General features: G+C 64.1%; 27 protein-coding genes and 1 pseudogene. 9 read left to right on the forward strand and 19 right to left on the reverse strand.

The window, feature by feature from the left end; translation table 11 throughout:
* Window positions 1–68 precede the first annotated feature (68 nt).
* Window positions 69–2,279 carry a phosphoribosylformylglycinamidine synthase subunit PurL gene (purL, locus tag LPJ38_RS30765; RefSeq protein WP_145628575.1) on the reverse strand — a complete coding sequence of 737 codons (2,211 nt, stop codon included), beginning with the start codon at window positions 2,277–2,279 and terminating at the stop codon, window positions 69–71.
* A 186-nt stretch (window positions 2,280–2,465) separates the two neighbouring features.
* On the opposite strand from purL, the gene LPJ38_RS30770 reads away from it, so the two are divergent.
* From LPJ38_RS30770 to LPJ38_RS30780, 3 genes are all read left to right on the forward strand, one after another.
* Window positions 2,466–2,945 carry a PaaI family thioesterase gene (locus tag LPJ38_RS30770; protein ID WP_167520233.1) on the forward strand — a complete coding sequence of 160 codons (480 nt, stop codon included), beginning with the start codon at window positions 2,466–2,468 and terminating at the stop codon, window positions 2,943–2,945.
* Window positions 2,946–3,020: 75 nt separating this feature from the next.
* Window positions 3,021–3,986 carry a DMT family transporter gene (locus LPJ38_RS30775; RefSeq protein ID WP_145628578.1) on the forward strand — a complete coding sequence of 322 codons (966 nt, stop codon included), beginning with the start codon at window positions 3,021–3,023 and terminating at the stop codon, window positions 3,984–3,986.
* Window positions 3,987–4,033: 47 nt separating this feature from the next.
* Window positions 4,034–4,459, forward strand: a complete 426-nt coding sequence (locus LPJ38_RS30780) for a GFA family protein (protein ID WP_145628581.1) — start codon at window positions 4,034–4,036, stop codon at window positions 4,457–4,459.
* A 27-nt stretch (window positions 4,460–4,486) separates the two neighbouring features.
* On the opposite strand, the gene LPJ38_RS30785 is transcribed toward LPJ38_RS30780, so the two are convergent.
* Both LPJ38_RS30785 and purQ read right to left on the reverse strand, forming a co-directional pair.
* Complete coding sequence (locus LPJ38_RS30785; protein ID WP_145628584.1) at window positions 4,487–5,461, reverse strand: tripartite tricarboxylate transporter substrate binding protein BugD; 975 nt, start codon at window positions 5,459–5,461, stop codon at window positions 4,487–4,489.
* The gene (gene purQ, locus LPJ38_RS30790; RefSeq protein ID WP_145628587.1) at window positions 5,458–6,159 is read right to left on the reverse strand and encodes a phosphoribosylformylglycinamidine synthase subunit PurQ; all 702 of its coding nucleotides are present in this window, start codon (window positions 6,157–6,159) and stop codon (window positions 5,458–5,460) included. The genes LPJ38_RS30785 and purQ overlap by 4 nt, the downstream gene beginning before the upstream one ends.
* A gap of 154 nt (window positions 6,160–6,313) precedes the next feature.
* On the opposite strand from purQ, the gene LPJ38_RS30795 reads away from it, so the two are divergent.
* Window positions 6,314–7,330, forward strand: coding sequence for a magnesium and cobalt transport protein CorA (locus LPJ38_RS30795; RefSeq protein ID WP_145628591.1), 1,017 nt, complete (start codon window positions 6,314–6,316; stop codon window positions 7,328–7,330).
* 9 nt (window positions 7,331–7,339) lie between these two features.
* Here the strand turns inward: LPJ38_RS30795 and LPJ38_RS30800 are convergent, their stop codons facing one another.
* From LPJ38_RS30800 to purC, 5 genes are all read right to left on the reverse strand, one after another.
* Window positions 7,340–7,885: a hypothetical protein gene (locus tag LPJ38_RS30800; protein ID WP_231088453.1), complete on the reverse strand. Its 546-nt coding sequence runs from the start codon at window positions 7,883–7,885 to the stop codon at window positions 7,340–7,342.
* Between the two features lie 13 nt (window positions 7,886–7,898).
* Complete coding sequence (locus LPJ38_RS30805) at window positions 7,899–8,339, reverse strand: hypothetical protein (RefSeq protein ID WP_145628595.1); 441 nt, start codon at window positions 8,337–8,339, stop codon at window positions 7,899–7,901.
* 238 nt (window positions 8,340–8,577) lie between these two features.
* Window positions 8,578–9,132 (reverse strand): hypothetical protein, encoded by a 555-nt coding sequence (locus LPJ38_RS30810; protein ID WP_145628598.1) that lies wholly within the window; start codon window positions 9,130–9,132, stop codon window positions 8,578–8,580.
* A gap of 8 nt (window positions 9,133–9,140) precedes the next feature.
* Entirely contained in the window at window positions 9,141–9,383 is a 243-nt protein-coding gene (gene purS, locus LPJ38_RS30815) for a phosphoribosylformylglycinamidine synthase subunit PurS (protein WP_007602264.1), read from the reverse strand.
* A gap of 13 nt (window positions 9,384–9,396) precedes the next feature.
* Window positions 9,397–10,164 (reverse strand): phosphoribosylaminoimidazolesuccinocarboxamide synthase, encoded by a 768-nt coding sequence (gene purC, locus LPJ38_RS30820; RefSeq protein ID WP_173015815.1) that lies wholly within the window; start codon window positions 10,162–10,164, stop codon window positions 9,397–9,399.
* Between the two features lie 320 nt (window positions 10,165–10,484).
* Here purC and LPJ38_RS30825 point away from each other — a divergent pair, with 320 nt between their 5' ends.
* A complete protein-coding gene (locus LPJ38_RS30825; protein ID WP_145628601.1) occupies window positions 10,485–10,808 on the forward strand; it encodes a DUF1476 domain-containing protein in 324 nt (107 codons plus the stop codon).
* A gap of 5 nt (window positions 10,809–10,813) precedes the next feature.
* Here the strand turns inward: LPJ38_RS30825 and LPJ38_RS30830 are convergent, their stop codons facing one another.
* Window positions 10,814–11,788: a LysR family transcriptional regulator gene (locus tag LPJ38_RS30830; protein WP_145629379.1), complete on the reverse strand. Its 975-nt coding sequence runs from the start codon at window positions 11,786–11,788 to the stop codon at window positions 10,814–10,816.
* Window positions 11,789–11,893: 105 nt separating this feature from the next.
* Between LPJ38_RS30830 and LPJ38_RS30835 the strand changes: the two are divergent.
* A pseudogene (locus LPJ38_RS30835) lies at window positions 11,894–12,722 on the forward strand (isocitrate lyase/PEP mutase family protein).
* Here the strand turns inward: LPJ38_RS30835 and cynS are convergent.
* From cynS to LPJ38_RS30855, 4 genes are all read right to left on the reverse strand, one after another.
* Window positions 12,709–13,197 (reverse strand): cyanase, encoded by a 489-nt coding sequence (cynS, locus tag LPJ38_RS30840; RefSeq protein ID WP_145628604.1) that lies wholly within the window; start codon window positions 13,195–13,197, stop codon window positions 12,709–12,711. The pseudogene LPJ38_RS30835 and the gene cynS overlap by 14 nt on opposite strands.
* 97 nt (window positions 13,198–13,294) lie before the next feature.
* Window positions 13,295–14,227 carry an ABC transporter ATP-binding protein gene (locus LPJ38_RS30845; protein ID WP_145628606.1) on the reverse strand — a complete coding sequence of 311 codons (933 nt, stop codon included), beginning with the start codon at window positions 14,225–14,227 and terminating at the stop codon, window positions 13,295–13,297.
* A 147-nt stretch (window positions 14,228–14,374) separates the two neighbouring features.
* The gene (gene ntrB / locus LPJ38_RS30850; protein ID WP_145628609.1) at window positions 14,375–15,214 is read right to left on the reverse strand and encodes a nitrate ABC transporter permease; all 840 of its coding nucleotides are present in this window, start codon (window positions 15,212–15,214) and stop codon (window positions 14,375–14,377) included.
* Window positions 15,215–15,386: 172 nt separating this feature from the next.
* Window positions 15,387–16,766, reverse strand: coding sequence for a CmpA/NrtA family ABC transporter substrate-binding protein (locus LPJ38_RS30855; protein WP_145628612.1), 1,380 nt, complete (start codon window positions 16,764–16,766; stop codon window positions 15,387–15,389).
* A gap of 160 nt (window positions 16,767–16,926) precedes the next feature.
* Between LPJ38_RS30855 and LPJ38_RS30860 the strand changes: the two genes are divergently transcribed.
* Window positions 16,927–18,852, forward strand: a complete 1,926-nt coding sequence (locus LPJ38_RS30860) for a sigma 54-interacting transcriptional regulator (RefSeq protein ID WP_145628615.1) — start codon at window positions 16,927–16,929, stop codon at window positions 18,850–18,852.
* Window positions 18,853–18,862: 10 nt separating this feature from the next.
* Here the strand turns inward: LPJ38_RS30860 and LPJ38_RS30865 are convergent, their stop codons facing one another.
* Genes LPJ38_RS30865 through LPJ38_RS30875 form a run of 3 tightly spaced genes read right to left on the reverse strand, consistent with a single transcriptional unit; the run spans window position 18,863 to window position 21,481 of the window.
* Window positions 18,863–19,741, reverse strand: a complete 879-nt coding sequence (locus LPJ38_RS30865; protein WP_145628618.1) for a sulfurtransferase — start codon at window positions 19,739–19,741, stop codon at window positions 18,863–18,865.
* Between the two features lie 49 nt (window positions 19,742–19,790).
* Window positions 19,791–20,903 (reverse strand): acyl-CoA dehydrogenase family protein, encoded by a 1,113-nt coding sequence (locus LPJ38_RS30870; protein WP_167520234.1) that lies wholly within the window; start codon window positions 20,901–20,903, stop codon window positions 19,791–19,793.
* 35 nt (window positions 20,904–20,938) lie between these two features.
* Window positions 20,939–21,481 (reverse strand): OsmC family protein, encoded by a 543-nt coding sequence (locus LPJ38_RS30875; RefSeq protein ID WP_145628622.1) that lies wholly within the window; start codon window positions 21,479–21,481, stop codon window positions 20,939–20,941.
* Between the two features lie 247 nt (window positions 21,482–21,728).
* Here LPJ38_RS30875 and LPJ38_RS30880 point away from each other — a divergent pair, with 247 nt between their 5' ends.
* Window positions 21,729–22,397 carry a TetR/AcrR family transcriptional regulator gene (locus LPJ38_RS30880; RefSeq protein WP_167520235.1) on the forward strand — a complete coding sequence of 223 codons (669 nt, stop codon included), beginning with the start codon at window positions 21,729–21,731 and terminating at the stop codon, window positions 22,395–22,397.
* A gap of 63 nt (window positions 22,398–22,460) precedes the next feature.
* Here the strand turns inward: LPJ38_RS30880 and LPJ38_RS38450 are convergent, their stop codons facing one another.
* The 3 genes from LPJ38_RS38450 to LPJ38_RS30890 form a co-directional block, all read right to left on the reverse strand.
* Window positions 22,461–22,721, reverse strand: coding sequence for a DUF7684 family protein (locus tag LPJ38_RS38450; protein WP_488226195.1), 261 nt, complete (start codon window positions 22,719–22,721; stop codon window positions 22,461–22,463).
* A gap of 171 nt (window positions 22,722–22,892) precedes the next feature.
* Window positions 22,893–23,057, reverse strand: a complete 165-nt coding sequence (locus tag LPJ38_RS30885; RefSeq protein WP_208750485.1) for a hypothetical protein — start codon at window positions 23,055–23,057, stop codon at window positions 22,893–22,895.
* A gap of 175 nt (window positions 23,058–23,232) precedes the next feature.
* Window positions 23,233–24,432, reverse strand: coding sequence for a TrmJ/YjtD family RNA methyltransferase (locus LPJ38_RS30890; RefSeq protein ID WP_145628625.1), 1,200 nt, complete (start codon window positions 24,430–24,432; stop codon window positions 23,233–23,235).
* 339 nt (window positions 24,433–24,771) lie between these two features.
* Between LPJ38_RS30890 and LPJ38_RS30895 the strand changes: the two genes are divergently transcribed.
* The gene (locus tag LPJ38_RS30895) at window positions 24,772–25,986 is read left to right on the forward strand and encodes an NADP-dependent isocitrate dehydrogenase (RefSeq protein WP_008564136.1); all 1,215 of its coding nucleotides are present in this window, start codon (window positions 24,772–24,774) and stop codon (window positions 25,984–25,986) included.
* Window positions 25,987–26,084 lie beyond the last annotated feature (98 nt).

The raw sequence follows: 26,084 nt of genomic DNA on the forward strand, positions 1-26,084 counted from the left end.
GACTGCCTCAATGGTGAGATTCTGGATTGCTTCGCTTCGCTCGCAATGACGGGACTCGCGGCAGCAGCTCAGGCCGCCTTCCCGCCCATATATTCCGGCAGCCAGCGCTCGAACGAAGCCCGCAGCGTATCGATCGCGATCGGCGCCTCGCCGGCGATCGCAATCGCATCGCCGCCGGTGGTGCCGATGCGGACGCAAGGCACCTCGCAGCCGCGCATCTTGGCGAGCACCCGGCCGGCTTCGGTTTCCGGCACGGTGACGAGATAGCGCGCCTGATCCTCGCCGAACCAATAGGCCTGCGGCACGAGCGCGGTCGGCGCCGCCAGCAGCTTCGCGCCGATGCCGCTTGCGATCGCCATCTCGGCAAGCGCGATCAACAGACCGCCGTCGGAGAGGTCATGCACGGCGGTCGCGGTGCCCGCATGGATCATGCCGCGCACGCAATCGCCGTTGCGCTTCTCGGCGGCGAGATCGACCGGCGGCGGCGCGCCCTCCTCGCGACCGTAGATGTCGCGCAGGTACACCGACTGGCCGAGCCAGCCATGGGTTTCGCCGATCAGGAGGATCGCCTCGCCCTCGGCCTTGAACGCCAGCGAAGCCGATTTGGTGAAATCGTCGAGCAGGCCGACACCGCCGATCGAGGGCGTCGGCAGGATCGCGCGGCCGTTGGTCTCGTTGTAGAGCGAGACGTTGCCGGAGACGACCGGGAAGTCGAGCGTGCGGCAGGCCTCCGAGATGCCTTTCAGGCAGCCGACGAACTGGCCCATGATCTCGGGCCTTTCAGGATTGCCGAAGTTGAGGTTGTCGGTGATGGCGAGGGGCTTACCGCCGACCGCGGTGATGTTGCGCCAGGCTTCGGCGACGGCCTGCTTGCCGCCTTGATAAGGATCGGCCTCGCAATAGCGCGGCGTGACGTCGACGGTCAGCGCCAGACCCTTCGGCCCGTCCTGCACGCGCACCACGGCGGCATCGCCGCCGGGACGCTGCATGGTGTTGCCGAGGATGACATGGTCGTACTGTTCCCAGACCCAGCGCTTGCTGCACATGTCGGGCGTGCCGATCAGCTTCTCCAGCGCGGCACCTAAGCCCATCGGCGCCGGCACATCGCGTGCGTGCACAACCGGCAGCGCGGCGGAGGGGACATGCGGACGGTCATAGACCGGCGCCTCGTCGCCGAGCTCCTTGATCGGCAGGTCGGCCATGACGTCGCCGCCGTGCTTGACCACGAAACGCTTGCTCGGCGTGGTGTAGCCGACCACGGCGAAGTCGAGGCCCCACTTCTGGAAGATCGCCTCGGCTTCCTTTTCCTTCTCGGGCTTGAGCACCATCAGCATGCGCTCCTGGCTCTCCGAGAGCATCATCTCATAGGCACTCATGCCGGTCTCGCGGGTTGGCACCGCGTCGAGATCGAGGTCGACGCCGAGATCGCCCTTGGCGCCCATCTCGACCGCCGAGCAAGTCAGGCCCGCCGCGCCCATGTCCTGAATCGCGATGACGCAGCCTTTCTCCATGATCTCGAGGCAGGCTTCCAGCAGCAGCTTCTCGGCGAAGGGATCGCCGACCTGAACGGTCGGGCGCTTCTCCTCGGACTTGTCATCGAATTCGGCCGAGGCCATCGAGGCGCCGTGGATGCCGTCGCGCCCCGTCTTCGAGCCGAGATAGACGATCGGCATGTTCACGCCGGAGGCGGCCGCATAGAAGATCTTGTCGGTATCGGCGAGGCCGACCGCCATCGCGTTGACGAGGATGTTGCCGTCGTAGCGGGTGTGGAAACGCACCTGGCCGCCGACCGTCGGCACGCCGAAGGAATTGCCGTAGCCGCCGACGCCGGCGACCACGCCGGAGACGAGGTGCCGCGTCTTGGCATGCTCAGGCGCACCGAAGCTCAGCGCATTGAGGCAGGCGATGGGACGCGCGCCCATCGTGAAGACGTCGCGCAAGATGCCGCCGACGCCGGTGGTCGCACCCTGATAGGGTTCGATGTAGCTCGGGTGGTTGTGGCTCTCCATCTTGAACACCACCGCCTGGCCGTCGCCGATGTCGATCACGCCGGCATTCTCCCCGGGGCCCTGGATCACCCAGGGCGCCTTGGTCGGCAGGCCGCGCAGATGGATGCGCGAGGATTTGTACGAGCAGTGCTCGTTCCACATCGCCGAGAAGATGCCGAGTTCGGTGAAGGTCGGCTCCCGCCCGATCAGCTTCAGGATGCGCTCGTATTCGTCGGGCTTGAGCCCGTGGGCGGCAACCAGCTCGGGGGTGATCTTGGGTTCATTCTTCATGGCTTCAGAGGCTTTCGGCGGCGGTTTGGCCGTTCTTAGGAACATCGGACGGCTTCGAAAAGCCCTTTATGGCGCATTTTCCCGCTGTCCCACGTTTTGCGCCGGGGGCCCCGCGGGAACAGGAATTGCACGCCGCGAACGGATCGGATTTAAGGGCTCCAGACCCGCAATTGAAGGCCCACTTCCTTGCACGAACTGACCAAAACGCCCCCGCCCCGCCGCCCTGACCTCCACATCGCCACGGAAGGCGAATTTAGGGGTTGGCGGACCTGGATTCGGGACAGTTTCGAGTCCCATGTCGGCCCCTTCTGGCACCGGATCGAGGCGGACGGCAGCGTCCGCAGCGCCTTCCGGGTCGAGAAGAAGCACCTCAACGGCTCCGGCAACGTCCACGGCGGCTGCTACATGGCTTTCGCCGACTATTCCCTGTTTGCGATCGCGACCCACGTCCTGGACAGCCGGGCGGTTACGACCAATTTCGCCTGCGAATTCCTCGACGCGGCACGCGAGGGCGAGCTGATCGAGTGCACCGGCGAGGTTACCCGCGCCGGCGGCTCGCTGATCTTCCTGCGCGGCAAGATGATGTCCGGGACGCGGGTGCTGCTCACCTTTTCCGGCACGATCAAGCGGATGAAGCGGAAGCCGCCACCTCAGCCAAACGCATAGCTCGGCGCCTTCCCTTTTCACATCCCCTCGCCCACAGTTGGGTCAAGCGCGTGTGCGCCGGGGAGCAGGAACAAGGTGCCGCAGAGCACATCGCCGAGGGGGCGCTCAACGGCCTCCGTCTCATCGCCACTACCGTCCATGGCAGCCACCGGTGCACGGAGCTGGCGCGATTATGCGCTGCTGCTCGCGCTGGCCTGCTGCTGGAGCTCGACCTATCCGCTGACCAAGCTGGCGCTTCCCACGATCCCACCCATCACCTTCATCTCGGCACGCTCGCTGATCGCGGCCGCCTTCCTGTTCGCGATCCTGTGGATGCGCGGCATCAAGGTCCCGACCGACGCCAGGGCCTGGAAGCTGTTCGCGACCCAGCAATTGATCAACTCGACCTTCCCGTTCCTGATCATCACCTGGTCGCAGCAATATGTGCCGGCGTCGAACACGGTGGTGCTGGCCTCGACGACGCCGATCTTCGCCTTCCTGATCACCTCGCTGATCACGCGCCACGAGCCGGCGACGCTGCTCAAGCTCGCCGGCGCGATTTTGGGACTGGCCGGCACCGTCGCCATCGTCGGGCTCGACGCACTGCGCGGTTTCGGGAGCGAGATCATTGCTGAGATCGCGATCCTGCTCGCCACCATCTCCTTTGCCTGCGCAACGATCTTCGGCCTCCGCCTCTCCGAATACGACGCAATGGTGGTGGCGGCCGGCTCACTGCTGTTCGGCGGCCTCGTGCTGCTGCCGCCCTCGCTAATCATCGACCAGCCCTGGACCCTGCAGCCGACGGCGACCGCGATCGTCGCCACCATCGTCATGGGCATCGTCTCCAGCGCGCTTGGCCTGATGCTATTCTACGTCTGCCTCGGCCGGCTCGGCACGCTCACCACCAACGCGCAAGGGTACTTGCGCATCCCGATCGGGGTCGGCCTCTCCGTACTGCTGCTCGGCGAGAGCGTGCCGTCGAACCTCGCGCTCGGTCTGCTGCTGGTGATGGCGGGCGTTGCGGCGATGACGGTACCGGCGGAGAAGTTCAAGCTGCGCTAGGACTGCAACAAGCCGTGCAAGCAATCTGAACAGGAAAGTCAATCAACATGGTGCGCGACACGATCGTACGAACCGGCCAATGTCATTGCGGTGCGGTGCGTTTCGAGGCGACGCTGAGCGACGGCTTCAATTCGATTCGCCGCTGCACGTGCTCTTACTGCCGTATGCGAGGCGCCGTCGTTGTCATGGCGGAGATGGGTGGGATCAAGTTGCTGCAGGGCGAAGACGCGCTGACAACCTACCGCTTCCATACCGGATCGGCGCAGCACTTCTTCTGTTCTCACTGCGGAATATACACGCACCATCAACGACGATCCGACACGACCCTATATGCCGTCAACGTGGCCTGCCTTGATGGGATCAGCCCGTTCGATTTCGCAGAGGTGCCGGTCGTGGATGGCGTCAATCACACCAACGATACCGGCAAGCCGACGCGTCGGGCGGGGACGCTCCGCTTCATTCCGGCTGACTAGTCACGCTGTCGGCGATTGACGGCGAAGCTACTGCTTGCCGTCGTCCGCTAGCATCTTCCGGTACTTCTCGACGTCGCGCGTCACGAGCTTTTGCAGCACTTCGGGCGTGTGCTCGTCAGGATCGGGCGCTACTGTCGAGAGGTCAGCGAAGCGCTTCTTCACCGCCTCCGTTTCCACCGCCGTACGCGCGGCGGCGTTGAGCTTGGCGATAACGGCCGGCGGTGTGCCCTTGGGCGCGAACAGGCCGTTCCAGCCCTGCGCCTCGAATTCGGGCAGGCCAGCTTCGGCGGAGGTCGGCAGATCAGGCAGTGTGGCGAGACGCACCGTCGAGCCGACCACGAGCCCCTTCACCAGCTTCTCGTTGATCGACTGCGAGACCGAGGCGGCCGCGTCGCAGACGCCGTCGATCTGGCTTCCGACTGCATCGGTCAGCGCGGGCGCGGCGCCGCGATAGCCGACCAGCGTCGCGTCGATCCCGGCCGCCGTGACAAAGCTCTTGCAGATCAGATAGTTCGAGGAGCCGACGCCGGCATGGCCGAGATTGATCTTGCCGGGACTGGCCTTGGCGTAAGCGATGAACTCTTTCAGGTCCTTCGCCGGAAAATCCTTGCGCAACGCGACGATGCCGAAGGTCTTCGCCACCATGGCGATCGGCACGAAGGACTCCGGCGTGAACGGCAGCTTTGGATAGATCGTGTAGGTGGCGGCATTGGTGCCGGCATTGCCGATGGCGATGGTGTAACCGTCGGGCTCGGCGCGGGAAGCGCGTGCGAGTGCGGTCGAACCGCCGGCGCCGGCAACGTTCTCGATCACGATGGTCTGGCCGAGCGCGATGCCCATTTGCTCGGCGACCGTGCGCGCGATCACGTCCGAGGTGCCGCCGGCCGCGAACGGCACGATCATGGTGATCGGACGCTTGGGATAATCCTGTGCCAGCGCAGCGGTCGCGAAGGACAGCGCCGCGAGCGCGGCGAGCGACCGCTTCAGCACGAACGCGATCACGCGGCTCTTTCCAGATGCTGGACCAGGCCGGCGAACAGGCCGCGGCCGTCGGTGCAGCCCATGATGTCTTCGACGTGGTTTTCCGGATGCGGCATCATGCCGAGCACGTTGCCCTTGTCGTTGACGATGCCGGCAATGGACTGCGCGGCGCCATTGATGTTGCTGAGGTCGTCGACGCTACCGTCAGCCGCGCAGTAGCGATAGAGCACCCGGCCCTCGCCTTCGAGCCGCTTGATCGTCTCCACGTCGGCCGCGTAATTGCCCTCGCCATGGGCCACGGGCACCCGGATCACCTGACCGGCATTGTAGCCGCGGGTGAACGGCGTGTCGGAACGCTCGACGCGCAGATGCACGTCCTTGCAGATGAACTTGAGCCGCGCATTGCGCATCAGGATGCCCGGCAACAGGCCGGACTCGCAGAGGATCTGGAAGCCGTTGCAGACACCGAGCACGAGCCCACCCCTGGCCGCGTAGTCGCGCACCGCATCCATCACCGGCGCGCGTGCCGCGATGGCGCCGCAGCGGAGATAATCGCCGTAGGAGAAGCCGCCCGGCACCACCACGAGATCGGTCCCCGTCGGCAGCGAGGTCTCGGCGTGCCACACCATCGCGGGGTCATGGCCTGAGACCAGCCGCAAGGCACGCGCCATGTCGCGCTCACGGTTGATTCCGGGAAAGACGAGGATGGCGGCTTTCATGGCTGAAGTTCCGGCGGTGATGGGAATCGGGCTGGCCCCAGGGCCAATTCGTCAGGAGACATAGCCATTTGACGGGAATTTTACCAGTGCTAGCCTTGCCGGGCGGCCTTGTACACAGGCCATAGCCTCGACGATCTTGTCCGGGATTGAAGCCATGAACGTCCCGTCGCTGCCCACATCCCCTGCCGAACCGGTCTCAGCCGAGGGCGTCGTCGCCGCCGGTGCCTATGTCGATGGCCGGCGCGTCGCCAATATCGCCATCAGCGAGGCATCGAGTTGGCGGGCCAAGCCCGGTCATGTGGTCTGGATCGGCCTGCACGAGCCCGACATGGCGCTGCTTGGCGCGGTGCAGAAGCAGTTCGACCTGCACGATCTCGCCATCGAGGACGCCAACCACGCCCATCAGCGTCCCAAGATCGAGCAATATGGCGAGGCCCTGTTCATCGTCGCGCGCACCGCGCAACTGATCGAGGGCCGGATCGCCTTCGGCGAGACGCACATTTTCATCGGTGACGGCTATCTGGTCTCGGTGCGTCACGGCGCCTCGACGTCCTACGCGCCCGTGCGCGAACGCTGCGAAAGCTGCCCGCGGGCGCTCGCCCGCGGCGAGGACTACATCCTCTATGCCATCCTCGATTTCATCGTCGACAATTACTCGCCCGTGCTCGAGAGCATCCACGACGAGATCGAGGGCATCGAGGACGACGTTCTGTCCAGGCCGATCAGCAAGGCGCAGATCGAACGGCTCTACATGCTGCGCCGCGACCTGTTGCGGCTCAGGACCGCGATCGGCCCGCTGGTGGAGGTCTGCCGCCGGCTCGAGCATGACGAGCTGTCGATGGTGCGGAAGGCCATGCAGCCGCTATTTCGCGACGTCACCGACCACGTCCGCAACATCCAGGAGCGCATCGATTCCATGCGCGAAGTGTTGGCCTTCGCCTTCGAGGCGAGTCTGCTGGTCGGCCAGGCCCAGGAGACGGCCGTGTCCAAGAAGCTTGCGTCCTGGCTCGCCATCATCGCAGTCCCGACCGCGCTAGCCGGCATCTACGGCATGAATTTCAAGCACATGCCGGAGCTGGAATGGGAGTACGGCTACTTCATGCTGCTCGGCGTGATGCTGACGGCATGCGGCTCGCTGTACTGGCGTTTCCGCAGCGTCGGGTGGCTGTGAACGCAGCCCTCAGCGGCTGGCAGGCGCCAGAAGCAGCATCACCGCGACGGCGAATTGCGCAAAATTGTCGGAGCTCGCTTTTTCGGTGGCCGCCGAGCTGATCACGCTGGCAGCACCCGTGCGCCCAAAAACCAGCCGCTGACCTGATATTCCTTCGTGCCGTCCGGCTTCACCATAAGCCGCCGCTGCCTTGAACATGCACGGCACCGAGGTGCCGCTGTCGCCGTCAATTGCGAGTATCGAGATCTTCTGTCCCGGCGTTCGCTGCTCCAGGACTTTGGCGATTTGCGTCTGCTCTTCACGGAACTGCTCCAGGGTCATTGAATTGCCGGGAGCGTAGAGCCGATAGCTCACCCTGGTCTGTGCGCCGCAGCCCGGCCTGTCACAGAGGAACATGTGGACGTCGTTGGGGCGCAGCTCGTAGCGCCACCCCTTCACCGATACCGGCGGGCGCGGTGCTGCGGACTGCGGCGCTGGCGTTGATTGAGCAAAAGCACTCCCGGCCACGAGCACCAGCGCGGCGAGCAGCAACAACGAGCGGGCGTAGAACCGCATCCCGGCCCTCATTTCATTGCCGCGCCGGAGGCGCGAAATCCTCGATTTCCATCACTCCGACAAAATCGGCGCTGTTGCGGCGAGCGACCTCGACGCCAAGCGATGTGGAAATGACATCGATCATGGTGTTGCCTGCGAACACCATGTCGCGGACGATGTAGATCGGCTTGTCGTTGGGACCGGTCGCCCGATACTCCCAATGAACCGCTGGGAATTCCTTCATCTTGGCGACGCGCGAGGACGTCAGCGTCAGGTCTCTCAGACGTCCGACCGCTTCGGTCGATGCCTGCTCGGTCTGGGCCATCTGACGCTGCGCATCCGCCTCGGCAAATTTCTGCAGAGCCACGGGATCGGGGCTACGGGTCGGACTGGCCGCGGTGCGGATGGTGACGATCGAATTCTCCGGACACGCAAGCGGCCTGCAGCGGAAGATCGAGCGTCTTTCGCCATACACCCGCGTACCGGTCCATTTTTCCGGATCGGGCGATTTGAAGGTAACTTTGGTCCCTGGATGCTCTGGGCCGACGGCCGTCGTCACACACCCCATGAGCGACAATGCGGCCGCAGCAATGACTGCGCACCGAAGAGTGCTTGAAATAATCCCCATGCCCCGCCCCGAAACGCTCGTCCGTCCGGAGCGTATACAACCTGTAGTTCGCAATAAAGGGGGTGATCAGGTATTGCCGATACTTCTACGATCGCGGAAGGGGAGTATCGGTCACCTCCATCGCCTTGATGAAGAGATCGCGGTTGCGTCGCGCTAGTTCGTGCGAGGGCGAAAACGAGGATATGCTGACCACGGCCGATTTGACGAACATGGTCGCCTTGCTGAGATAGGCCGGCCCCTTTTCGCCGATCACGCGCAACTCCTGTACGATCGCCGGATAGCCGCGCAGCGTCGTCGTTCCGCTGGAGAGCCGATCGAGCTTCCTGCCTTTGGCCGCGGCAACCTGATTGGCGCGCTCGACCGATTCAGGAATCTGGCTGGCCAGCTTCGCCAGCGCCTGAGGATCGGGACTGCGGGTCGGACTCCTCGAAATGGTTGCAGTGACCTTGGCTGCGTCCGAACAAGCCAGCGGACGGCAGACGAACTCGCCGGTGCTTCTGCCGAAGATGTTACTGCTTCCGGCCCATTTGGCCGGATCAGGATTTCGGATCGTAACGCTGGTCGTCCCGGGGGCTTGGGCGTTTGCAGATTGGAAGCCAAGGAGTAGCAACGAGGCCGCCAAACCGGCGGCCAAAGCCATCCTTCGCGTCACCCGATCAGCTCCACCCGATAATTCTCGATCACGGTGTTCGCCAGCAGCTTGTCGGCGGCGTCCTTCAGCGCGGCTTCCGCCTTGGCCTTGTCGGCACCGGCAAGCTCGATGTCGAACACCTTGCCCTGCCGGACGCTGGCGACGCCGTCAACGCCGAGCGACTTCAGCGCGCCTTCGATGGCCTTGCCCTGCGGGTCGAGGATGCCCGTCTTCAGGGTAACGGTGACACGTGCCTTCACGTCAGATCCTCTCTCAGCTCTTCACCAGCACCGGGCCGGAGCCCTGCGGACGCTCGTTCTCCATGAGGATGCCGAGGCGCTTTGCAACTTCCGTATAGGCCTCGAGCAGGCCGCCGAGATCCCTGCGGAAACGGTCCTTGTCGAGCTTCTCGTTCGACTTGATGTCCCACAGACGGCAGCTGTCCGGGGAGATCTCGTCGGCGACGATGATGCGCATCATCTCGTTCTCGAACAGGCGGCCGCACTCCATCTTGAAGTCGACGAGGCGGATGCCGATGCCGAGGAAGAGGCCGGTCAGGAAGTCGTTGACGCGGATGGCGAGCGCCATGATGTCGTCGATCTCCTGCGGCGTCGCCCAGCCGAAGGCGGTGATGTGCTCTTCCGACACCATGGGGTCGTTGAGCTGGTCGTTCTTGTAATAGAACTCGATGATCGAGCGGGGCAGCTGCGTGCCCTCCTCGATGCCGAGGCGCTGCGACAGCGAGCCGGCGGCGACGTTCCGCACCACCACCTCCAGCGGCACGATCTCGACCTCGCGAATCAGCTGCTCGCGCATGTTGAGGCGGCGGATGAAGTGGGTCGGCACCCCGATGTCGTTGAGGTGCTGAAACAGGTACTCCGAGATCCGGTTGTTGAGGACGCCCTTGCCCTCGATCACCTGATGCTTTTTCGCATTGAACGCGGTGGCGTCATCCTTGAAGTGCTGGATCAGGGTACCGGGCTCCGGGCCTTCATAAAGAACCTTTGCCTTGCCTTCATAAATGCGACGCCGACGGCTCATGGGGATGTACCGTGTTTTGTTGAAATCCATGAATTTGGTGTGCTCCGGTTGACTAGGATTACGACCCACAGCGGAGCTGCCGTGAACGGCTGGGAACCCGTCTGTAACCCCTGGAAACAGAACAGGAACCAAACCTTCAGGCAACCTATCCGATTGGCTGTCCCAGCACAATCGATCCGGCCGTCCGGCGCCAACTTATACCGTCCTGCCTGCGGCTTAACGGCCCGTTGTTTTGCCTTTTTGTGCTATCTATGTAGGCACGGAGCCGGGTCGCCGCAACGTGAGCCGCCGGCTCCATTCAGAAGGGATTTGGAACAGGCATGAGCGAGTTCGACAAGCGCCAGGAAGGCTTCGAGAAGAAGTACGCTCTCGACGAGGAGCAGAAATTCAAGGCAGAGGCCCGTCGCAACCGGCTGCTCGGTCTGTGGGCGGCGGAGAAGCTCGGAATCACGGGCGATGCCGCCACGGCCTATGCCAAGGAAGTGGTCGCGGCCGATTTCGAAGAGGCCGGCGACGCCGACGTCCTGCGCAAGATCACGGCCGATTTCGCCGCCAAGAACGTCGCCATCACCGAGCAGGCGATTCGCGCCAAGATGAGCGAGCTGGTCCCGGTGGCGGTCGCCGAGATAAAGGCCGGGAAATAATCGAGTCAACTGACCTGCCGGCGCGCAATAGCCTTGCGCGCCGGCGTTCTCTTTCTGGCGTCCCGCCCGGGCGAGCCATCCAGGGCGGAATAGTTGCGGCGAATGCTTTCGAGCAGGCGCTCGGCGGCAGCGCTCAGAAAGCCGCCACTGCGCGTGACGAGGACGACGTCCTGGTGCGCATCCAGATCGCTCACGGCGATCGTCGCGATCGAGCTCGCCCGCAGCTCCTCCGCCACATGACTTTTTGCCAACAGGGCAAGGCCGAAGCCCGCTTCCACGAGCCGCTTCTGCGCGGTGAGGCTGTCCACCGCGGTCCAGTCCACCTCGCCAAGCCCCCGCGTCAGAAACAGCGCGAACACGTGAGCCGCGGCAATCTCGCGACGGCCGCGAATCTCCGGGAATGCGATCCAGCGCTCGCGACCCAGCTCGGCAAGGCGCTTCACACGCTGTCCGGCGCGAGGATGGTCGGGCGCACAGACCACTTGCAACGGCTCGTGCAGGACCTGCTCGCAGGTGAGATCGCCGGCGCGGTCGGTGTTGTAGCGGAGGCCAATCGTAGCCTCCCCGCGCCGAATGAGATCGCTGACCTCCGCGCTGGTCGCCGTCCGCAAGCTCAGCGTGACGGCGGGATTCTCCTTGGCGAACCGCTTCATGATGGTCGAGAGGCGGCCATCGGCGAGCGTGCCGGTCACGGCAAGCGAGACCGGCCCCACATTTCGCTTGGTCAATGCGCGGATCGCCTGTTCGGCATCCTGCGCCGCCGCCACCGCGCGCTCGGCGTAGGGGATCAGCACGCGCCCGGCATCGCTCAGCCGCGTGCGGCCCGCTACCCGCTCGAACAGGGGAACGCCGAGCTCCTGCTCCAATAGAGCAATACGACGTGAAATCGCGGGCTGCGAACGGTGCAGGAATTTTGCGGCATTCGAAATCCCGCCCCTGCGATGAACCGCCAGGAAGGTGTTGAGGGCGTCACTGTCCATCGCGGTCTCATGCAAAAAACTGATGATATCCGACAGAATAACAAATTTGGCGAATGGCGGAAATGCTCCTAAGGCTGGCCGCGAACGGACAACGGGAGACGAGCCATGACGAGCCAGTTGGACAAGGCGAGAGCGTTTCGCGCGCTGCACGAGCGGCCCGGTGCCTTCATCATTCCCAATCCGTGGGATGCCGGCACGGCAAAGCTGCTCGCGGCGATGGGCTTCGAGGCCCTGGCGACCACGAGCCTCGGGGTCGCCAACATGCTCGGTAAGGGCGATGTCGGTCTCGACCTCATCCTCGCCAATGCGCGTACGATCGTGGATGCCAGCGACCTGCCTGTCAGCGTCGACCTCGAGAATTGCGGCGCGCACGAGCCGAAGCGCGCCGCCGAAGCTATTCGGCGTGCCGCAGAGACTGGCGCGGTCGGCGGCTCGATCGAGGATTTCAGCGGCGATCGCGACCGCCCGATCTACGACTTTTCCCGGGCCGTCGAGCGCGTCCAGGCCGCGGTGGAAGCGGCGCGCGCGCTGCCAATTCCCTTCGCGCTGACCGCGCGAGCCGAGAACTTCCTGCACGGCCGCAAGGAACATCGACGACACGATCCGCCGCCTGCAGGCCTTCGAGGCTGCCGGCGCCGACGTCCTCTATGCGCCGGGCCTTTACGATCTCGCCACGATCCGGACGGTGGTGTCCTCGATCAGTAAGCCGTTCAATCACGTGATGGGCTTTGCCGACCCGACGCTGACGGCCTCGCAATTGTCCGCCGCCGGCGTCAAGCGCATCAGCGTCGGCGGGGCGATGTCGCGCTACGCGCTCGCAGCGTTCCTGAACTGCGCGCGCGAGATGAAGGACAAGGGGTCCTTCACCTATATCCGCGAGATGGCGCCGGTCGGCGAGCTGCGCGCCGCTTTCGCCGCGGTCACTCCTCCTTAAAGCCGTATTCCGGCACGTTGCCGCTGGCACCGTAATATTTGTAAGGCAGGAACTTGCCGCTCATGGTGATCTTGACGCGGTCGCCCTTCGGATTGGCGACGCGCTCGATGCCCATGTCGAAGTCGATCGCCGACATGATGCCGTCGCCGAACTCCTCCTCGATCAGCGCCTTCCAGGCGGGACCGTTCACCATCACCATCTCGTAGAAGCGGTAGATCAGGGGATCGGTGGGCGGCATCGGCGTGCCGGTGCCGCGCATCGGCACCTCGTTCAGCATCGCGGTTTCCGCCTTGGACAGGCCGAACAGCTCGCCGGCATTGGCCGCCTGCGGCTTCGTCAGCTTCATCTGACCCATGATCGCACCGACAATCAACACTTCGGAATAGCCGCCGATCTTCTCGCAGATGTGCTTCCAGCTCCAGCCCTTCTCGCGCTTGATGTCGAGGAGCTTCTCGGTGAGGTCTTCGCGCTTCATGTCGGGGTCTCCTTTTGGTTAAATGTCGGTCTGCCCGGGGGAAAGCGCGAAGCGCGTCTTCGTGCAAAACGTCCCGGGCATCCACGTTCTTGCCACATCACGAAGACGTGGATGGCCGGGACAAGCCCGACCATGACGTCTCGCGTGACGGCTCCGGTTTGGCATCAGATGCGATCGAGAGGCCGGGCTTGCCGATGTGGACCACCGGCACGTTGCGCGGATCGTGCCCCGGCATCTCGGCGGCAAAGGTCTTGCTGCGCGTCACCAGGAAATCGATGATGTGGTTGCGCAAGGCGTAGTAGAGCGGATGGCGGTGCAGATCCGTGCGGCCGCGATCCCGCGGCAGTGGGTTCTCGACGACCTCGGCCAGCACTGCGCCGGGTCCGTTGGTCATCAGGAAGATCTTGTCGGCGAGATATATCGCCTCGTCGACGTCATGGGTGATCATGAACGCGGTCTGGCCGGTCTCGAGGCAGATGCGCCGCACCTCGTCCTGCAGCGTGCCGCGCGTCAGCGCGTCCAGCGCCGAGAACGGCTCGTCCATCAGCATCATCTTCGGCGTGATCGACAGCGCCCGCGCGATGCCGACGCGCTGCTTCATGCCGCCCGACAGCTCCGACGGACGCTTGTGCTCGGAGCCGGAGAGGCCGACGAGATCGATGAAGCTCTGCGCATGCGCCCTGACCTTGGCGCGATCCCAGCTCCGCCATTTCGAGCTGACGGCATAGGCGACGTTGCCGAGGACGGTACGCCAGGGCAGCAGCGCATGGCTCTGGAAGATCACCGCGCGGTCGAGGCTGGTGCCCGAAATCGCCTGCCCATCGACGATGACGGCGCCCTCGCTCGGTGCGTCCAGCCCGGCGAGGATGTTCAGCACCGTGGTCTTGCCGCAGCCGGAATGGCCGATCACGCAACAGAACTCGCCGCGCGCCATCGACAGCCAAAGATTCTCGAACACGGTGGTCGTCGCCCCTCCCGTGCCGGGATAGCGTTTGGCGATGCCTTCGATTGAGACGAACTTGTCAGTCATGTCTGGTCTCTGTCCGGCACGCGGTGCAGCGCGCAGCGGTGCGCCGCAGATGCGGGACCCATATCGCTGCGATGGGTCCCGGTTCAGCACTGCAACGCTTCGCGCTGCAGTGCGCCCGGGACACGAAAGGGTTGAACATCGCCATGCTCACTCCGGAAACGTGACCAGGCGCGTGAAGCGCGCCAGTATCTGGTCGAGCAGCATGCCGACCACGCCGATCAAGAGGATCGCGATGATGACATTGGTGATCGAGAGGTTATTCCACTCGTTCCAGACGAAGTAGCCGATGCCGGTGCCGCCGACGAGCATCTCGGCGGCGACGATCACGAGCCAGGCGATGCCGATCGAGATGCGCATGCCGGTCAGGATCGTCGGGGCCGCTGCCGGCAGGATCACGGTGAAGGCGCGCCTGACGGTGCCGACCTCCAGCGTGCGCGCGACGTTGATCCACTCCTTGCGCACGCTGGCGACGCCAAAGACGGTGTTGAGCAGCATCGGCCAGATCGAGCAGATGAAGATGACGAAGATCGCCGAGATCGAGGAATCCTTGATGGTGTAGAGCGCCAGCGGCATCCAGGCCAGCGGCGAGATCGGCTTCAGCACCTGGATGAAGGGATCGAGCGCCTTGCTGAGCAGCGGCGACATGCCGATCAGGAAGCCGAGCGGGATCGCGACCAGCACGGCGAGCAGATAACCGGTGCCGACGCGTGCGATCGAATAGGCGAGCTGGATGCCCAGCCCCTTGTCGTTCGGCCCGTTGTCGTAGAACGGGCGCTTGAGGTGCTCCCACAGCTTGGCACCGACATCGAGCGGGCCGGGCATAGCGGATTTGCCCTGCGTCGCTGTGAGGCCCATCAGCTTGGCATATTCCGGGCTCATGGTCGTCGTGGTGCCGGTCGAGCGTGTGGCGAGATGCCAGACGCCCAGAAATGCGGCGAGCAGCACGATGGAGACGAGACCGGCACGAAGGCGAAGGGTGTTGGTCATCGTGCAAACCTAACCGCTTGTGTCCCGGACGCGATGCAGCACTCTCGGCGATGCGAAGCATCGTCCGATGTGCTGCTTCGCAGGGCCGAGACCCAGTCGGCCCGTATGGGTCCCGGTTCTGCGTCGCACCGCTTCGCGCTGCGCCGCGCCCGGGACACGAGAGCGGAGATCATCACGACGACTTCCTGATCTTGAAGCTCGCGAGATAATCCTCAGGCTTGGCCGGATCGAACGTCTTGCCCATCACCGCGAAGGATTTGTAGGCGCTCGCCGGCGGCGACAGGCCCATCTCGGTCATCAGCTTCTTTGTGTCCGTGGCGAGATAGACCTGCTCAGCCACCGCCTTGTAGTCGACGTCACCCTTGATCTGTCCCCAGCGCTTCATCTGCGTCAGCATCCACACCGCGAAGGACTGCCAGGGGAACGGATCGAAATCGACGCGCTTGGCATCGGTCTTCACCCCACCGAGCCCATCGGCATAGGTGCCGGTCAGGACCTGCTCCAGCACCGTCACCGGCGCGTTGATGTAATTGGCCGGTGCGATCGCCTCCGCGATCTGCTTGCGGTTCTCCGCCTTGGACGCATAGGCGGTGGCATCGACGATAGCGCGGGTCAGCGCCGCAAAGCTGTTCGGCGCCGTCGTGATGAATTCGCGGCTGGCGGCAAAGCTACAGCAGGGATGGCCGTCCCATATCTCCTTGGAGAGCAGGTGCATGAAGCCGACGCCGTCATAGATCGCGCGCTGGCAGATGTTGTCGGGCGCGAGGAAGCCGTCGATGTTGTCCGCACGGAGGTTGGCGACCATCTCTGGCGGCGGCACCGAGCGCAGCTGCAGGTCGGTATCGGGATCGATGCCGTGTTCGGCGAGATAATAGCGCAAGAGATAATTGTGCATGGAATAGTCGAAGGGAATGGCAAACTTCAGTCCCTTCCAATCCTTCGGATCGCGCTTGTCCTTGTGCTTGGACGCCAGCACGATGCCCTGCCCGTTGATGTTCTCGATCGCAGGGACGGTGAAGGGAATGGCGTTGGCGCCGAGCCCGAGCGAGATCGCGATCGGCATCGGGGCAAGCATGTGCGCGGCGTCATATTCCTTGTTGATGGTCTTGTCGCGGATCACGGCCCAGCCGGCGGTCTTGACCACTTCGACATTGAGACCGTGCTTGGAATAGAACCCCATCGGCGCCGCCATGATGATCGGCGTCGCGCAGGTGATCGGGATGAAGCCGACCTTGAGGTCCTTCTTCTCGGGCGCGCCGGCTTGCGCGAAGACTTCGGTCGCCGTCTTCAGCGGGAAGAACTGCGACAGCGCCGCGAGCGCAGTCGACGCGCCGACCGATTTCAGAAACGCGCGCCGCGCCAAATCCTGCGGAAACATCGCGCGCATCACCGCGGAGGCGACGACGCCTTCGTAGCGCTTCTCCTCGCTCACAGTGGGCTCGCAGCGCAACGCGGCGGCTTGCTCATGCTCCGCCGCAGAGCGGTGCTGGCCACAGGCGCAGCCGGCTTGAAGTTTGCGATCGGGATCAAACGGATTGTCGAACGTGGACATCGGCCCTCCTGCGCGTCGTTGCAGGGAGCAATCACGCAAGGAGCATGCCACGGCCATTCGGGCTGCCAGTGCCTTGATGACGCGCCACTTTCGTCCGCGCTTGGCCACTACGAAAACTCGTGATAAACGAAATCTCGTAGCTCAATGACGAGATTTCGTAATGGCGACGACGCCGATGACCTTCCACGACGACGTAGTGGCCGCCATCGACCCGCGCATCACCGCGTTCGAATCCTCGGTCGAGGCAACGCTGCTGATCGACCCCTTCAGCGACCAGATCGTCGATGCGAATCCCGCCGCCTGCGCTCTGCTCGGCTACGACCGCGCCCTGCTGCGGCAGACCAGGCCCAGCACGCTCCACGAAGGCGAACTCCCGGCCCTCACCGTGTTCACTCAGGCCGTACTGCACAAGGGCGCCTACTGGACCACGGCGCTCAACCCCCGCCACGCGACCGGTCAAAATCTCCAGCTCGAATATTCAGGCTGCCTGCTGCCGCATGATGGCCGTACGCTGCTGCTGCTGACGCTGACCGATCTCGACGCGCGCCGCCGGCGCAACGTCGATGCCGTCGCCGAGGACCATATGCGCGGTGGGATTGCGACCTGGCAGCGGGTCGAGCGCGTGTTCCAGGACATCGAACGCGAGAACCAGCTGATCCTGCGCGCCGCCGGCGAAGGCATTTACGGCGTCAATGCCGAGGGCAAGACAACGTTCGTGAACCCGGCGGCCGAACGCATGCTGGGCTGGACCGCGGAGGAGCTGGTCGGCAAGGAAATCCACCCGATCGTGCACCACACCCATCACGACGGTCGCCACTATCACAACCATGACTGCCCGATCTACGCAGCCTTCCGCGACGGCGCCGTGCATCAGGTCGATGGCGAAGTATTCTGGCGCAAGGACGGCTCGCCCGCCTGGGTCGAATACACCTCCACCCCGATCCGCGACCGCGGCGTCGTGGTCGGCGCGGTCGTCGTGTTCCGCGACGTCAGCCAGCGCCGCGAGGCCGACGAGAAGCTGCATGCCGCTCTCGCCGAGGTCGATCGCCTGCGCGAGCGGCTCGAGCTCGAAAACGCCTATCTGCAGGAGGAAATCCGCATCGAGACCAATCCGCGCGGCATCATCGGTGGAAGCGAGGCGATCCAGAAGACGTTGCGCCAGGTCAAGCTGGTGGCGCCGACCACCGCGGCGGTGATGATCACCGGCGAATCCGGCACCGGCAAGGAGCTGATCGCGCGCGCCATCCACGAGGCCTCCACCCGCAGCGACCGGCCGCTGATCCGCGTGAATTGCGCCGCGATTCCGCGCGAATTGTTCGAGAGCGAGTTCTTCGGCCATGTCCGCGGCGCCTTCACCGGCGCGACGCGCGACCGCATCGGCCGCTTCGAGCTCGCCGACGGCGGCACGCTGTTCCTCGACGAGGTCGGCGAGATCCCGCTCGAACTGCAGGGCAAGCTGCTGCGCGTGCTGCAGGAGGGCAATTTCGAGCGCGTCGGCCAGGAGCGCACGCGCGCCGTGGATGTCCGCGTCATCGCCGCAACCAACCGCGATCTCAAGCAGGAAGTGCAGCGCGGCCGCTTTCGCGAGGACCTCTATTTCCGTCTCAACGTGTTTCCGATCGAGACCGTCCCTCTGCGCGAACGGCGCGAGGACATTCCACTGCTCGCGCAACACTTCCTGACGCGCGAGAGCAAGGCGTTGAAATCCAACCTGCGCCTGTCGGAGGGCGATGCGCGGCGGCTCACCCGATACGACTGGCCCGGTAACGTCCGCGAACTGCAGAACGTGATCGAGCGCGCCGCGATCCTGTCGCAGAACGGCCGCTTGCGCATCGATCTTCCCGATGCTTCCGGCGCGCCAGCACTGACCGGCGCGACGCGCCAGAAGGCCGACGCACGTGCGGTGATCATGACCTCAGCAGAAATGCGCGAGCACGAACGCGCCAACATCCTCGCCGCGCTAGAGGCCAGCGCCGGAAAAGTGTTCGGCCCCGGCGGCGCGGCCGAGATGCTGGACATCAAGCCGACGACGTTGGCCTCGCGGATCAAGGCGCTTGGGATAGCGCCTCGCCCGCGGGCCATGTGATTGCGCGCGCTCAGGCCGCCTTTGTCGTCACATCCGACGCCATCGGCAGTCCCTGCTCGATCGGCAGCGACGGATCGCGCGACCATTCGTTCCAGGAGCCGAAATACATCCGCACGTCCTTCACGCCGGCATTCTTCAGCGCCAGGAAAGTGTTCGAGGCACGCGCGCCCTTGAAGCAGTAGAGGTAGACCGGCGTGGTCTGCGAGATGCCGACAGTGGCGCATTCCGCCAAGATCTCGTCCTTGGACTTGAAGCGCGGGCCTTCGGCGGTCGGCTTCATCATGCGGTACCATTCCAGCCACACCGCGCCGGGGATGCGGCCTTTGCGCGGGCAGAAATCCTTGCCGTAAGGAGACGAGCTGTCCCCGATCCATTCGTCGACGTCGCGCACGTCGAGGATGGCGATACCGGGCTTGCCAACGGCGGACAGCATGGTCTTGGCGTCGATCAGGATCTCGCCCGCTTCAGGCACGATGGAGAAGGAGGCCTTGGCCGGCGCCGGCACGTCTGTTGTCACCGGGAAGCCCGCAGCCGACCAGGCGTCGAAGCCGCCATGCAGCACCTTCACCTTGGGATAGCCGAGCATGGTGAGGAGGTAGTAGCCGCGGCAGGACTGGCCGAAGCCGGAGTTCATCGACTGCTCGTAGATCACGGCCGTTTCCTTGCCGGAGAGGCCGGCGCTGCCGAAGGCGTCCGCGAACTTGGTCTTGAGTTCGGCCATGCCTTCCGGCGTCGAGGTCGCCAGGAACGTGAAGATCTCATGCACGTTGACGGCGCCCGGCAAGTGCCCGGCGGCGTAGGCATCGGGGTTGCGGGTGTCGATGACGACACACGGCTCTAGCTTCAAGAGATCGGCGAGTTCGACGGCAGTGATCAGAACGTCAGTCATGGCAGCCTCTCCGTTGAGGTTGGGGGGTCTTCGGGTGGACTCGCAAAACTCAGCTGTCGGCGAGCATCTTGCGCACCTGCTTGGTGGCAGGCGTGACGATCGCGACGAAATAGGCCTCGCGCAGGCGCCGCTGCGCGCGGTGGCTTTTGAGGTAGCCGCGCGCGCCACAATGCAGCATCGCCGCATGCGCCGCCGCGACGCTGGCTTCGCCCGCGCGCAAGCGCAGCGCGATCACCTTGCGCCAGTAGGTCTCCTCCTCGTTGTAGGGATCGCGCGCCAGCGCCATGGTCTCGGCCTCGAGCTCGGCAGCGAGCTCGCGGAAATGCACCGGCTGCTGCGGCAGATAGCGGTTGATGTGCCCGAGGGGACCATCGACCTCGTCCATGATGTTGATGCAATCCTTGATCACCCCTAACGCCATGCCCGCCTGGAGCAGGATGAAGCCGGCGCGGATCTTCTTGACGAAGGGCGCGGCGGGATCGGCAAGGATCAAGTCGTCCGGCACGAAGACGTCGCGGAACTGCACGCCATAGGTGCCGGTGCCGTCCATCGCGAGGAACGGCTTGCACGGCGTCAGCGTGATCGCAGGATCCGAGCAGTCAGCCAGAAACATGACAGTCCCGGGCTCATCCTCCCGCTCGAAGATCGTGCCAAAGAAATGGTCCGGACCGAGATTGGAAACCCAAGGCAGCGCGCCACGCACGATATAGCCGCCGTCGACCTTCTTTCCCTTCAGCTTGAGCTTCTCGATGCCGAAGAAACTCTTCATGGGATTGGAGAGCCCGGTGCCGCCGAGCACGCGGCCGGTCGAAAACGCATCGCCGAAGCGCTTGGCGAGCTTCAGATTGGTGGAGTTGGCGGCGTACCAGACCAGCGTGTTCTGGCACCAAGCCATGAAGGCGGTGGCGCCGCAGACTTCCCCGACCGCCGCCATCGCCTGGATGGCGCAGCGCAGATCCGCGGGGCCCTCGTGGGGCACGTGACTGCCCCACGCTCCGACAGCGCCGAATTTTCGCAGCACCTCGGCCGGGTAGACCGAGCCCTCGTCGATGCCGGCGGTCAGCGGCGCAAGCTGCTCGCGCGCGATCCGCGCCACTTCGTCCGCAATGGACGGCGCGGGCTGATCCAGAACGTCGGTCCGTGATAAAGCCAGTGAACCCATGATCACCTCCCGCACCCTGTCCTGATTGCCGTCTGCTAGATGCCGACCTCGAGATTGACCGGGCGAGTGAAGGTGTTGGCGACCGGCGACCATTTCTTCACATGGGTGACCAGCGCGTTGATCTCGTCTTGCGAGATGCCCTCGCATTCCATGTCGACCTTGACGCGAACGTCCGTGAAGCCGACCGGCTTGTCGGAGGTGTCGCCGGTGCCCCACACCGCGGTAATGTTGAGATCGCCTTCGAGCTCCAGCTCGAGCTTGTTGACGATCCAGCCGCGATGCACGGCATTGGCGTGTAGGCCGACCGCAAGGCAGGAGCCGAGCGCGGCGAGCGAGGCTTCGGACGGGTTGGGCGCGGTGTCGTCACCCAACAACCCCGGCGGCTCGTCGACGATATAAGGCGGGAGATTGCGGATGTAGTTGGCGTGGCGGAACTTGCCTTCCGCGACGGTCTTGCACTTCAAGGTCTTGATGACCTTCGGATTGGCCTTGCCGTTGGCGATCAGTTGCTCGAGGCCATTCTTGTCGATGGGCGCGAGGCACCCCGTCAGCACTGTTTTCTGAACGACGGCAGTCATCAGTCTTCTCCCTGGCAGAAGTGGACATCGGCAGGATACCGAACGGTCTGTTGCCCTGCATGGAGCGTGCCAGTTGAGGGCAAAAACGAAACGCGAGCCATTGGAGCCGCTTAGCTGATGCTGCCTGCGGATTGGTCAGCCGCGCTTTGCTCAAAGGCGATGCAGATGCGCATTGCCGTGCGAATCTTTTCGGCGCGGAACAGATGCGGCTTGCTGATGCGGCGCGGCTGCGATTAAGTTGGCGCTCATGGCCAAGCCCTCGCTGAACAAGACGTCTTCGAAAAAGAACTCGAATTCACCGCACGCCGGCGCCGGCGACGACGAATCCGCGCGCGGACGTCTGCTCAGCGCCGCGACGCATCTGTTCTGCAAGAACGGCATCAACGCGACAGGCATCGATGCGATCATCGAGGAAGCCGGGACCGCGAAGACCACGCTCTACAAATTGTTCGGCTCCAAGACCAATCTCGTCAACGCCGTGCTGGAGAGCGAAGGCAAGCAATGGCGCGAGTGGTTCATCGGCGCCATGGAGGAAGGCGGCGGCGACGCGCAGGCGAAACTCACGCGCATCTTCCCGGCACTGAAGAGCTGGTTCGCGGAAGAACGCTTCTACGGCTGCCCCTTCATCAACGCCGTCGGCGAGCACGACAAGGACGCAAAGCAGTTTCGCAACATCGCGCTGAAGCACAAGAAGATCGTGCTCGGCCACATCGAGAAGCTCGCCGGCGAGCTCGGCTCGGCCGAGCCCGCGGTGCTCGCCCATCAGCTCGGCCTCATCATCGATGGCGCCATCGTCGCCGCGATGATCTCGCGCGACCCGGCCGTCGCCGATACGGCAGCGCTTACGGCAGGCCCCCTGCTCGGCCAGGCCAAGCCGAAGAAGAAGCGCGCGGCGGAACAGCTCGAGGCGGTGTAATCTCTCCCATTCCGTAGCCCGCATGAGCGCAGCGACATGCGGGACCTTTGAAATCGTTGCGGCTTATAGATTTACGATCTGGACGGGCTGATCTCGCTCGTCATTCCAAAAGCCCGCAAACTCCAACACCTCTTCCACCGTCTCGTTCGCGTGCGAGGTGGTCACAACAAAGCGCTTTTCATCGGCCCCGTCGCCTACGACGAGTTCGTCAATGATATCCTCTATCCTCGCGGCGCCTTCTCCAACGACTGCGATGAGAGTAACGCGATCGCGAAGGCACTGCTCGACAAAGGCAGGTAACAGGTTTTCATTCGGTAACGGCAATCGAAGGAAGACCCTTGACGGATCTCATCTAGTTCTCGGCGGCATGACGAAATGGCTCTCCCTGATGTCGCGCCAGTATTCTTCTGCAACATCGGGATCGATTTCGATTGGCGCGGAGCTGTCAGGATCAAGACGATCCTTTCCATCCTTTCGAGGGCCTGAAATCCAGAATCATTCTCCGGTTTCAACGTCAAAATAGTTTGCCTTGAAGCCGCTACCTTTCAGACTTTGAAACGTGCGTCCGCCATAGCTGATAGACTTGCCCGTCTTGGAGAAAGTGACGCGGCCAATCCGCGCCAGTCCGTTCAGCGAACTGGATTTATCCTCGATATACATGATGCGAGTTTTCGGCATGCTCGGACCCAACGTGCGGACGACGTGCAAGTGAAAAGACCCAAGCTTCCTAATGCAATCAATAATGATTGTCGAATTGGATCACAACTTGATGCCGTACACTGGGCAAAGGCGCGCAGCGCCGTGCCCACCCTACGACAGCGGCGCGTGACAAAACCTACGCGCCCTGCTCCACCATCCCCTGCAGCCGCACCAGCTCCGCCTCGAGATCGCGCTCCACGTCCGCCGCGCGGATGTCGAGCACGCGATAATCCCGGGCCTCCAGCCAGGCGCGCCGCGAGGCGCGGTCTGCCGCGATCGCCTCGCCCTCACCCGGATTGACCAGCTCGATCGCGATCCGGTGCGGGAAGGAGACGAAGTCCGGGATGTGCCGGCCGACCGGCGTCTGCCGCTTGAACCCGCCTGCGAAACGACGGTCGCGGGTCAGGGCATGCCACAGCAGGCGCTCGGCGTCGGTGGGGTTGCGGCGGAGCAGGCGGGCAAGGCCCCGCACGGTCGAGCCGCTGTCGGGCACGCCGCCGCCCTGCCCGTGCTCGGCCAAGAGCGCGCGCAGGCGCGTGGCCTGCTCGCCGTCGAGCACGCCGCCCTTGGCCGGGCCCTTGCGCCCTTCGGCGATTGCCATTACCACCCCGTGCAGCGTGTGCATGTCCTGCTTGGTCGGCTCCATCCGGGTGAAGATGTTGCGCAGATTCACCAGCATGGTGTCGCGCTTCTCGGCCGGACGCAGGAACTCGACCTTGTCGAGCTCGCGCACGAGATTGTCGAAGAAGGCCTGCATCTGGTGCTGCGAGGCGCGCTCGGATCTTTCCGGCATGGCGTGCGGCAGCTCGCCCGAGGTGGCCCGCTTGAACCATTCATAGCCGACGAGCAGCACGGCCTGGGCGAGGTTGAGCGAGGCGAAGCCCGGATTGACCGGGAACGTAATGATGCGGTTGGAGAGCCCGACCTCCTCGTTGGTCAGGCCCCAGCGCTCGCGGCCGAACAGGATACCTGCCTTGCCGCCGGTCGCGACATGTCCGGCGATCTCGGCTGCGGCCGCCTCCGGCCCGACCACCGGCTTGGCCTGGTCATGGGGGCGCGCGGTGGTGGCGAACAGCAGGTCGAGATCGGCAACCGCCTGCTCCACCGTGTCGAACAATTCGACCTTTTCCAGAATGTGGTCGGCGCCGGCCGCGGCCCGCTGGGCCGCGATATTGGGCCAGCCGTCGCGGGGATTGACGATGCGCAATCGGCTCAGGGCAAAGTTGCCCATGGCGCGCGCGGCCATGCCGATGTTTTCCCCGAGCTGCGGCTCGACCAGGATCACGATGGGACCGTCGACGGAAAGCCCCGCCTTGCTCTTGTCAGTCCCCGACATCTCGCTTCGCTTTCACACTGTCTCTCAAGGCCTTGGCCGATGCGCCTCAGGAATCGATTCAAGCCGCCGTTCCGGCCGGCTTCTCCCCGCTCGCCTGTCGTTTGCCTGTCCTGACGAAATTCTCAAGAGAAATAACGACTTGGATTCGGCTTTTGAATCTCGCCGGGAACGCGACCTCAGGCCCCGCCGAGGGCCGTCCGGCCGCTCCCCGTCTGCGGAAGCTGGATGAGCTAAAAGTGCATAATCCCTTGGCTTTCGCCGGCCGCGCGGCGGTGCTAAGAGGCGGCGGATATTCCCGTGGCGTGCTAAAAGCGCCGTTCGAAAGAGGCTTCCCCGATCATGGCAAAAATCAAGGTATCCAATCCCGTCGTCGAGCTCGATGGCGACGAGATGACCCGGATCATCTGGCAGTACATCAAGGACAAGCTGATCAACCCGTTCCTGGATGTCGAGCTGCTCTATTTCGACCTGGGCATGGAATACCGCGACCACACCAACGATCAGGTCACGATCGACGCGGCCGAGGCGATCAAGAAGGTCGGCGTCGGCGTCAAGTGCGCCACCATCACCCCCGATGAAGCCCGGGTGAAGGAGTTCAACCTCAAGCAGATGTGGAAGTCGCCGAACGGCACCATCCGCAACATCCTCGGCGGCGTGATCTTCCGCGAGCCGATCATCTGCAAGAACGTGCCGCGCCTCGTTCCCGGCTGGACCAAGCCGATCATCATCGGCCGCCATGCCTATGGCGACCAGTACCGCGCCACCGACATCAAGTTCCCGGGCAAGGGCACGCTCTCGCTGAAGTTCGTCGGCGAGGACGGCACCGTGATCGAGAAGGAAGTGTTCAAGGCACCCGGCGCCGGCGTCGCCATGGAGATGTACAATCTCGACGATTCCATCATCGACTTCGCCCGCGCCTCCTTCAACTACGGCCTGCTGCGCGGTTATCCCGTGTACCTGTCGACCAAGAACACCATCCTCAAGGTCTACGACGGCCGCTTCAAGGACATCTTCCAGGAGATCTTCGACAAGGAGTTCAAGAAGGAGTTCGACGCCAAGGGCCTGACCTACGAGCACCGCCTGATCGACGACATGGTGGCCTCGGCGCTGAAATGGTCGGGCGGCTATGTCTGGGCCTGTAAGAACTACGACGGCGACGTGCAGTCCGACACGGTCGCGCAGGGCTACGGCTCGCTCGGCCTGATGACCTCGGTGCTGCTCACCCCCGACGGCAAGACCGTGGAGGCGGAAGCCGCGCACGGCACGGTGACCCGACACTACCGCGAGCACCAGAAGGGCAAGGAGACCTCGACCAACTCGATCGCGTCGATCTTCGCCTGGACCCGCGGCCTGTCGCATCGCGCCAAGCTCGACAACAACCCCGAGCTCGCCAAGTTCGCCAACACGCTGGAGAAGGTCTGCGTCGACACCGTCGAGGCCGGCTACATGACCAAGGATCTCGCGCTCCTGGTCGGCGCCGACCAGCGCTGGCTCTCGACCACCGGCTTCCTCGACAAGGTCGCCGAAAACCTGACCAAGGAGCTGGCGGCGTAAGCTACCTGCCCCACCCGTCATTGCGAGCGCAGCGAAGCAATCCAGACTGTCTCCGCGGAGAGATACTGGATTGCTTCGTCGCAAGGGCTCCTCGCAAT

Source organism: Bradyrhizobium daqingense, assembly GCF_021044685.1.
Lineage (GTDB): Bacteria > Pseudomonadota > Alphaproteobacteria > Rhizobiales > Xanthobacteraceae > Bradyrhizobium > Bradyrhizobium daqingense.

Coding starts and splice junctions, on each gene's coding strand:
- LPJ38_RS30795 (WP_145628591.1), top strand. CDS start 6,314: ATGAACGTCCCGTCGCTGCCCACATCCCCTGCCGAACCGGTCTCAGCC.
- LPJ38_RS30895 (WP_008564136.1), top strand. CDS start 24,772: ATGGCAAAAATCAAGGTATCCAATCCCGTCGTCGAGCTCGATGGCGAC.
- LPJ38_RS30885 (WP_208750485.1), bottom strand. CDS start 23,057: ATGTATATCGAGGATAAATCCAGTTCGCTGAACGGACTGGCGCGGATT.
- purC (WP_173015815.1), bottom strand. CDS start 10,164: ATGAGCCGTCGGCGTCGCATTTATGAAGGCAAGGCAAAGGTTCTTTAT.
- LPJ38_RS30875 (WP_145628622.1), bottom strand. CDS start 21,481: ATGACTGCCGTCGTTCAGAAAACAGTGCTGACGGGGTGCCTCGCGCCC.
- LPJ38_RS30780 (WP_145628581.1), top strand. CDS start 4,034: ATGGTGCGCGACACGATCGTACGAACCGGCCAATGTCATTGCGGTGCG.
- purL (WP_145628575.1), bottom strand. CDS start 2,279: ATGAAGAATGAACCCAAGATCACCCCCGAGCTGGTTGCCGCCCACGGG.
- LPJ38_RS30870 (WP_167520234.1), bottom strand. CDS start 20,903: ATGGGTTCACTGGCTTTATCACGGACCGACGTTCTGGATCAGCCCGCG.
- purQ (WP_145628587.1), bottom strand. CDS start 6,159: ATGAAAGCCGCCATCCTCGTCTTTCCCGGAATCAACCGTGAGCGCGAC.
- LPJ38_RS30830 (WP_145629379.1), bottom strand. CDS start 11,788: ATGGACAGTGACGCCCTCAACACCTTCCTGGCGGTTCATCGCAGGGGC.
- LPJ38_RS30825 (WP_145628601.1), top strand. CDS start 10,485: ATGAGCGAGTTCGACAAGCGCCAGGAAGGCTTCGAGAAGAAGTACGCT.
- LPJ38_RS30800 (WP_231088453.1), bottom strand. CDS start 7,885: ATGCGGTTCTACGCCCGCTCGTTGTTGCTGCTCGCCGCGCTGGTGCTC.
- LPJ38_RS30860 (WP_145628615.1), top strand. CDS start 16,927: ATGGCGACGACGCCGATGACCTTCCACGACGACGTAGTGGCCGCCATC.
- cynS (WP_145628604.1), bottom strand. CDS start 13,197: ATGAAGCGCGAAGACCTCACCGAGAAGCTCCTCGACATCAAGCGCGAG.
- LPJ38_RS30865 (WP_145628618.1), bottom strand. CDS start 19,741: ATGACTGACGTTCTGATCACTGCCGTCGAACTCGCCGATCTCTTGAAG.
- ntrB (WP_145628609.1), bottom strand. CDS start 15,214: ATGACCAACACCCTTCGCCTTCGTGCCGGTCTCGTCTCCATCGTGCTG.
- LPJ38_RS30855 (WP_145628612.1), bottom strand. CDS start 16,766: ATGTCCACGTTCGACAATCCGTTTGATCCCGATCGCAAACTTCAAGCC.
- LPJ38_RS30810 (WP_145628598.1), bottom strand. CDS start 9,132: ATGGCTTTGGCCGCCGGTTTGGCGGCCTCGTTGCTACTCCTTGGCTTC.
- LPJ38_RS30880 (WP_167520235.1), top strand. CDS start 21,729: ATGGCCAAGCCCTCGCTGAACAAGACGTCTTCGAAAAAGAACTCGAAT.
- LPJ38_RS30890 (WP_145628625.1), bottom strand. CDS start 24,432: ATGTCGGGGACTGACAAGAGCAAGGCGGGGCTTTCCGTCGACGGTCCC.
- LPJ38_RS30845 (WP_145628606.1), bottom strand. CDS start 14,227: ATGACTGACAAGTTCGTCTCAATCGAAGGCATCGCCAAACGCTATCCC.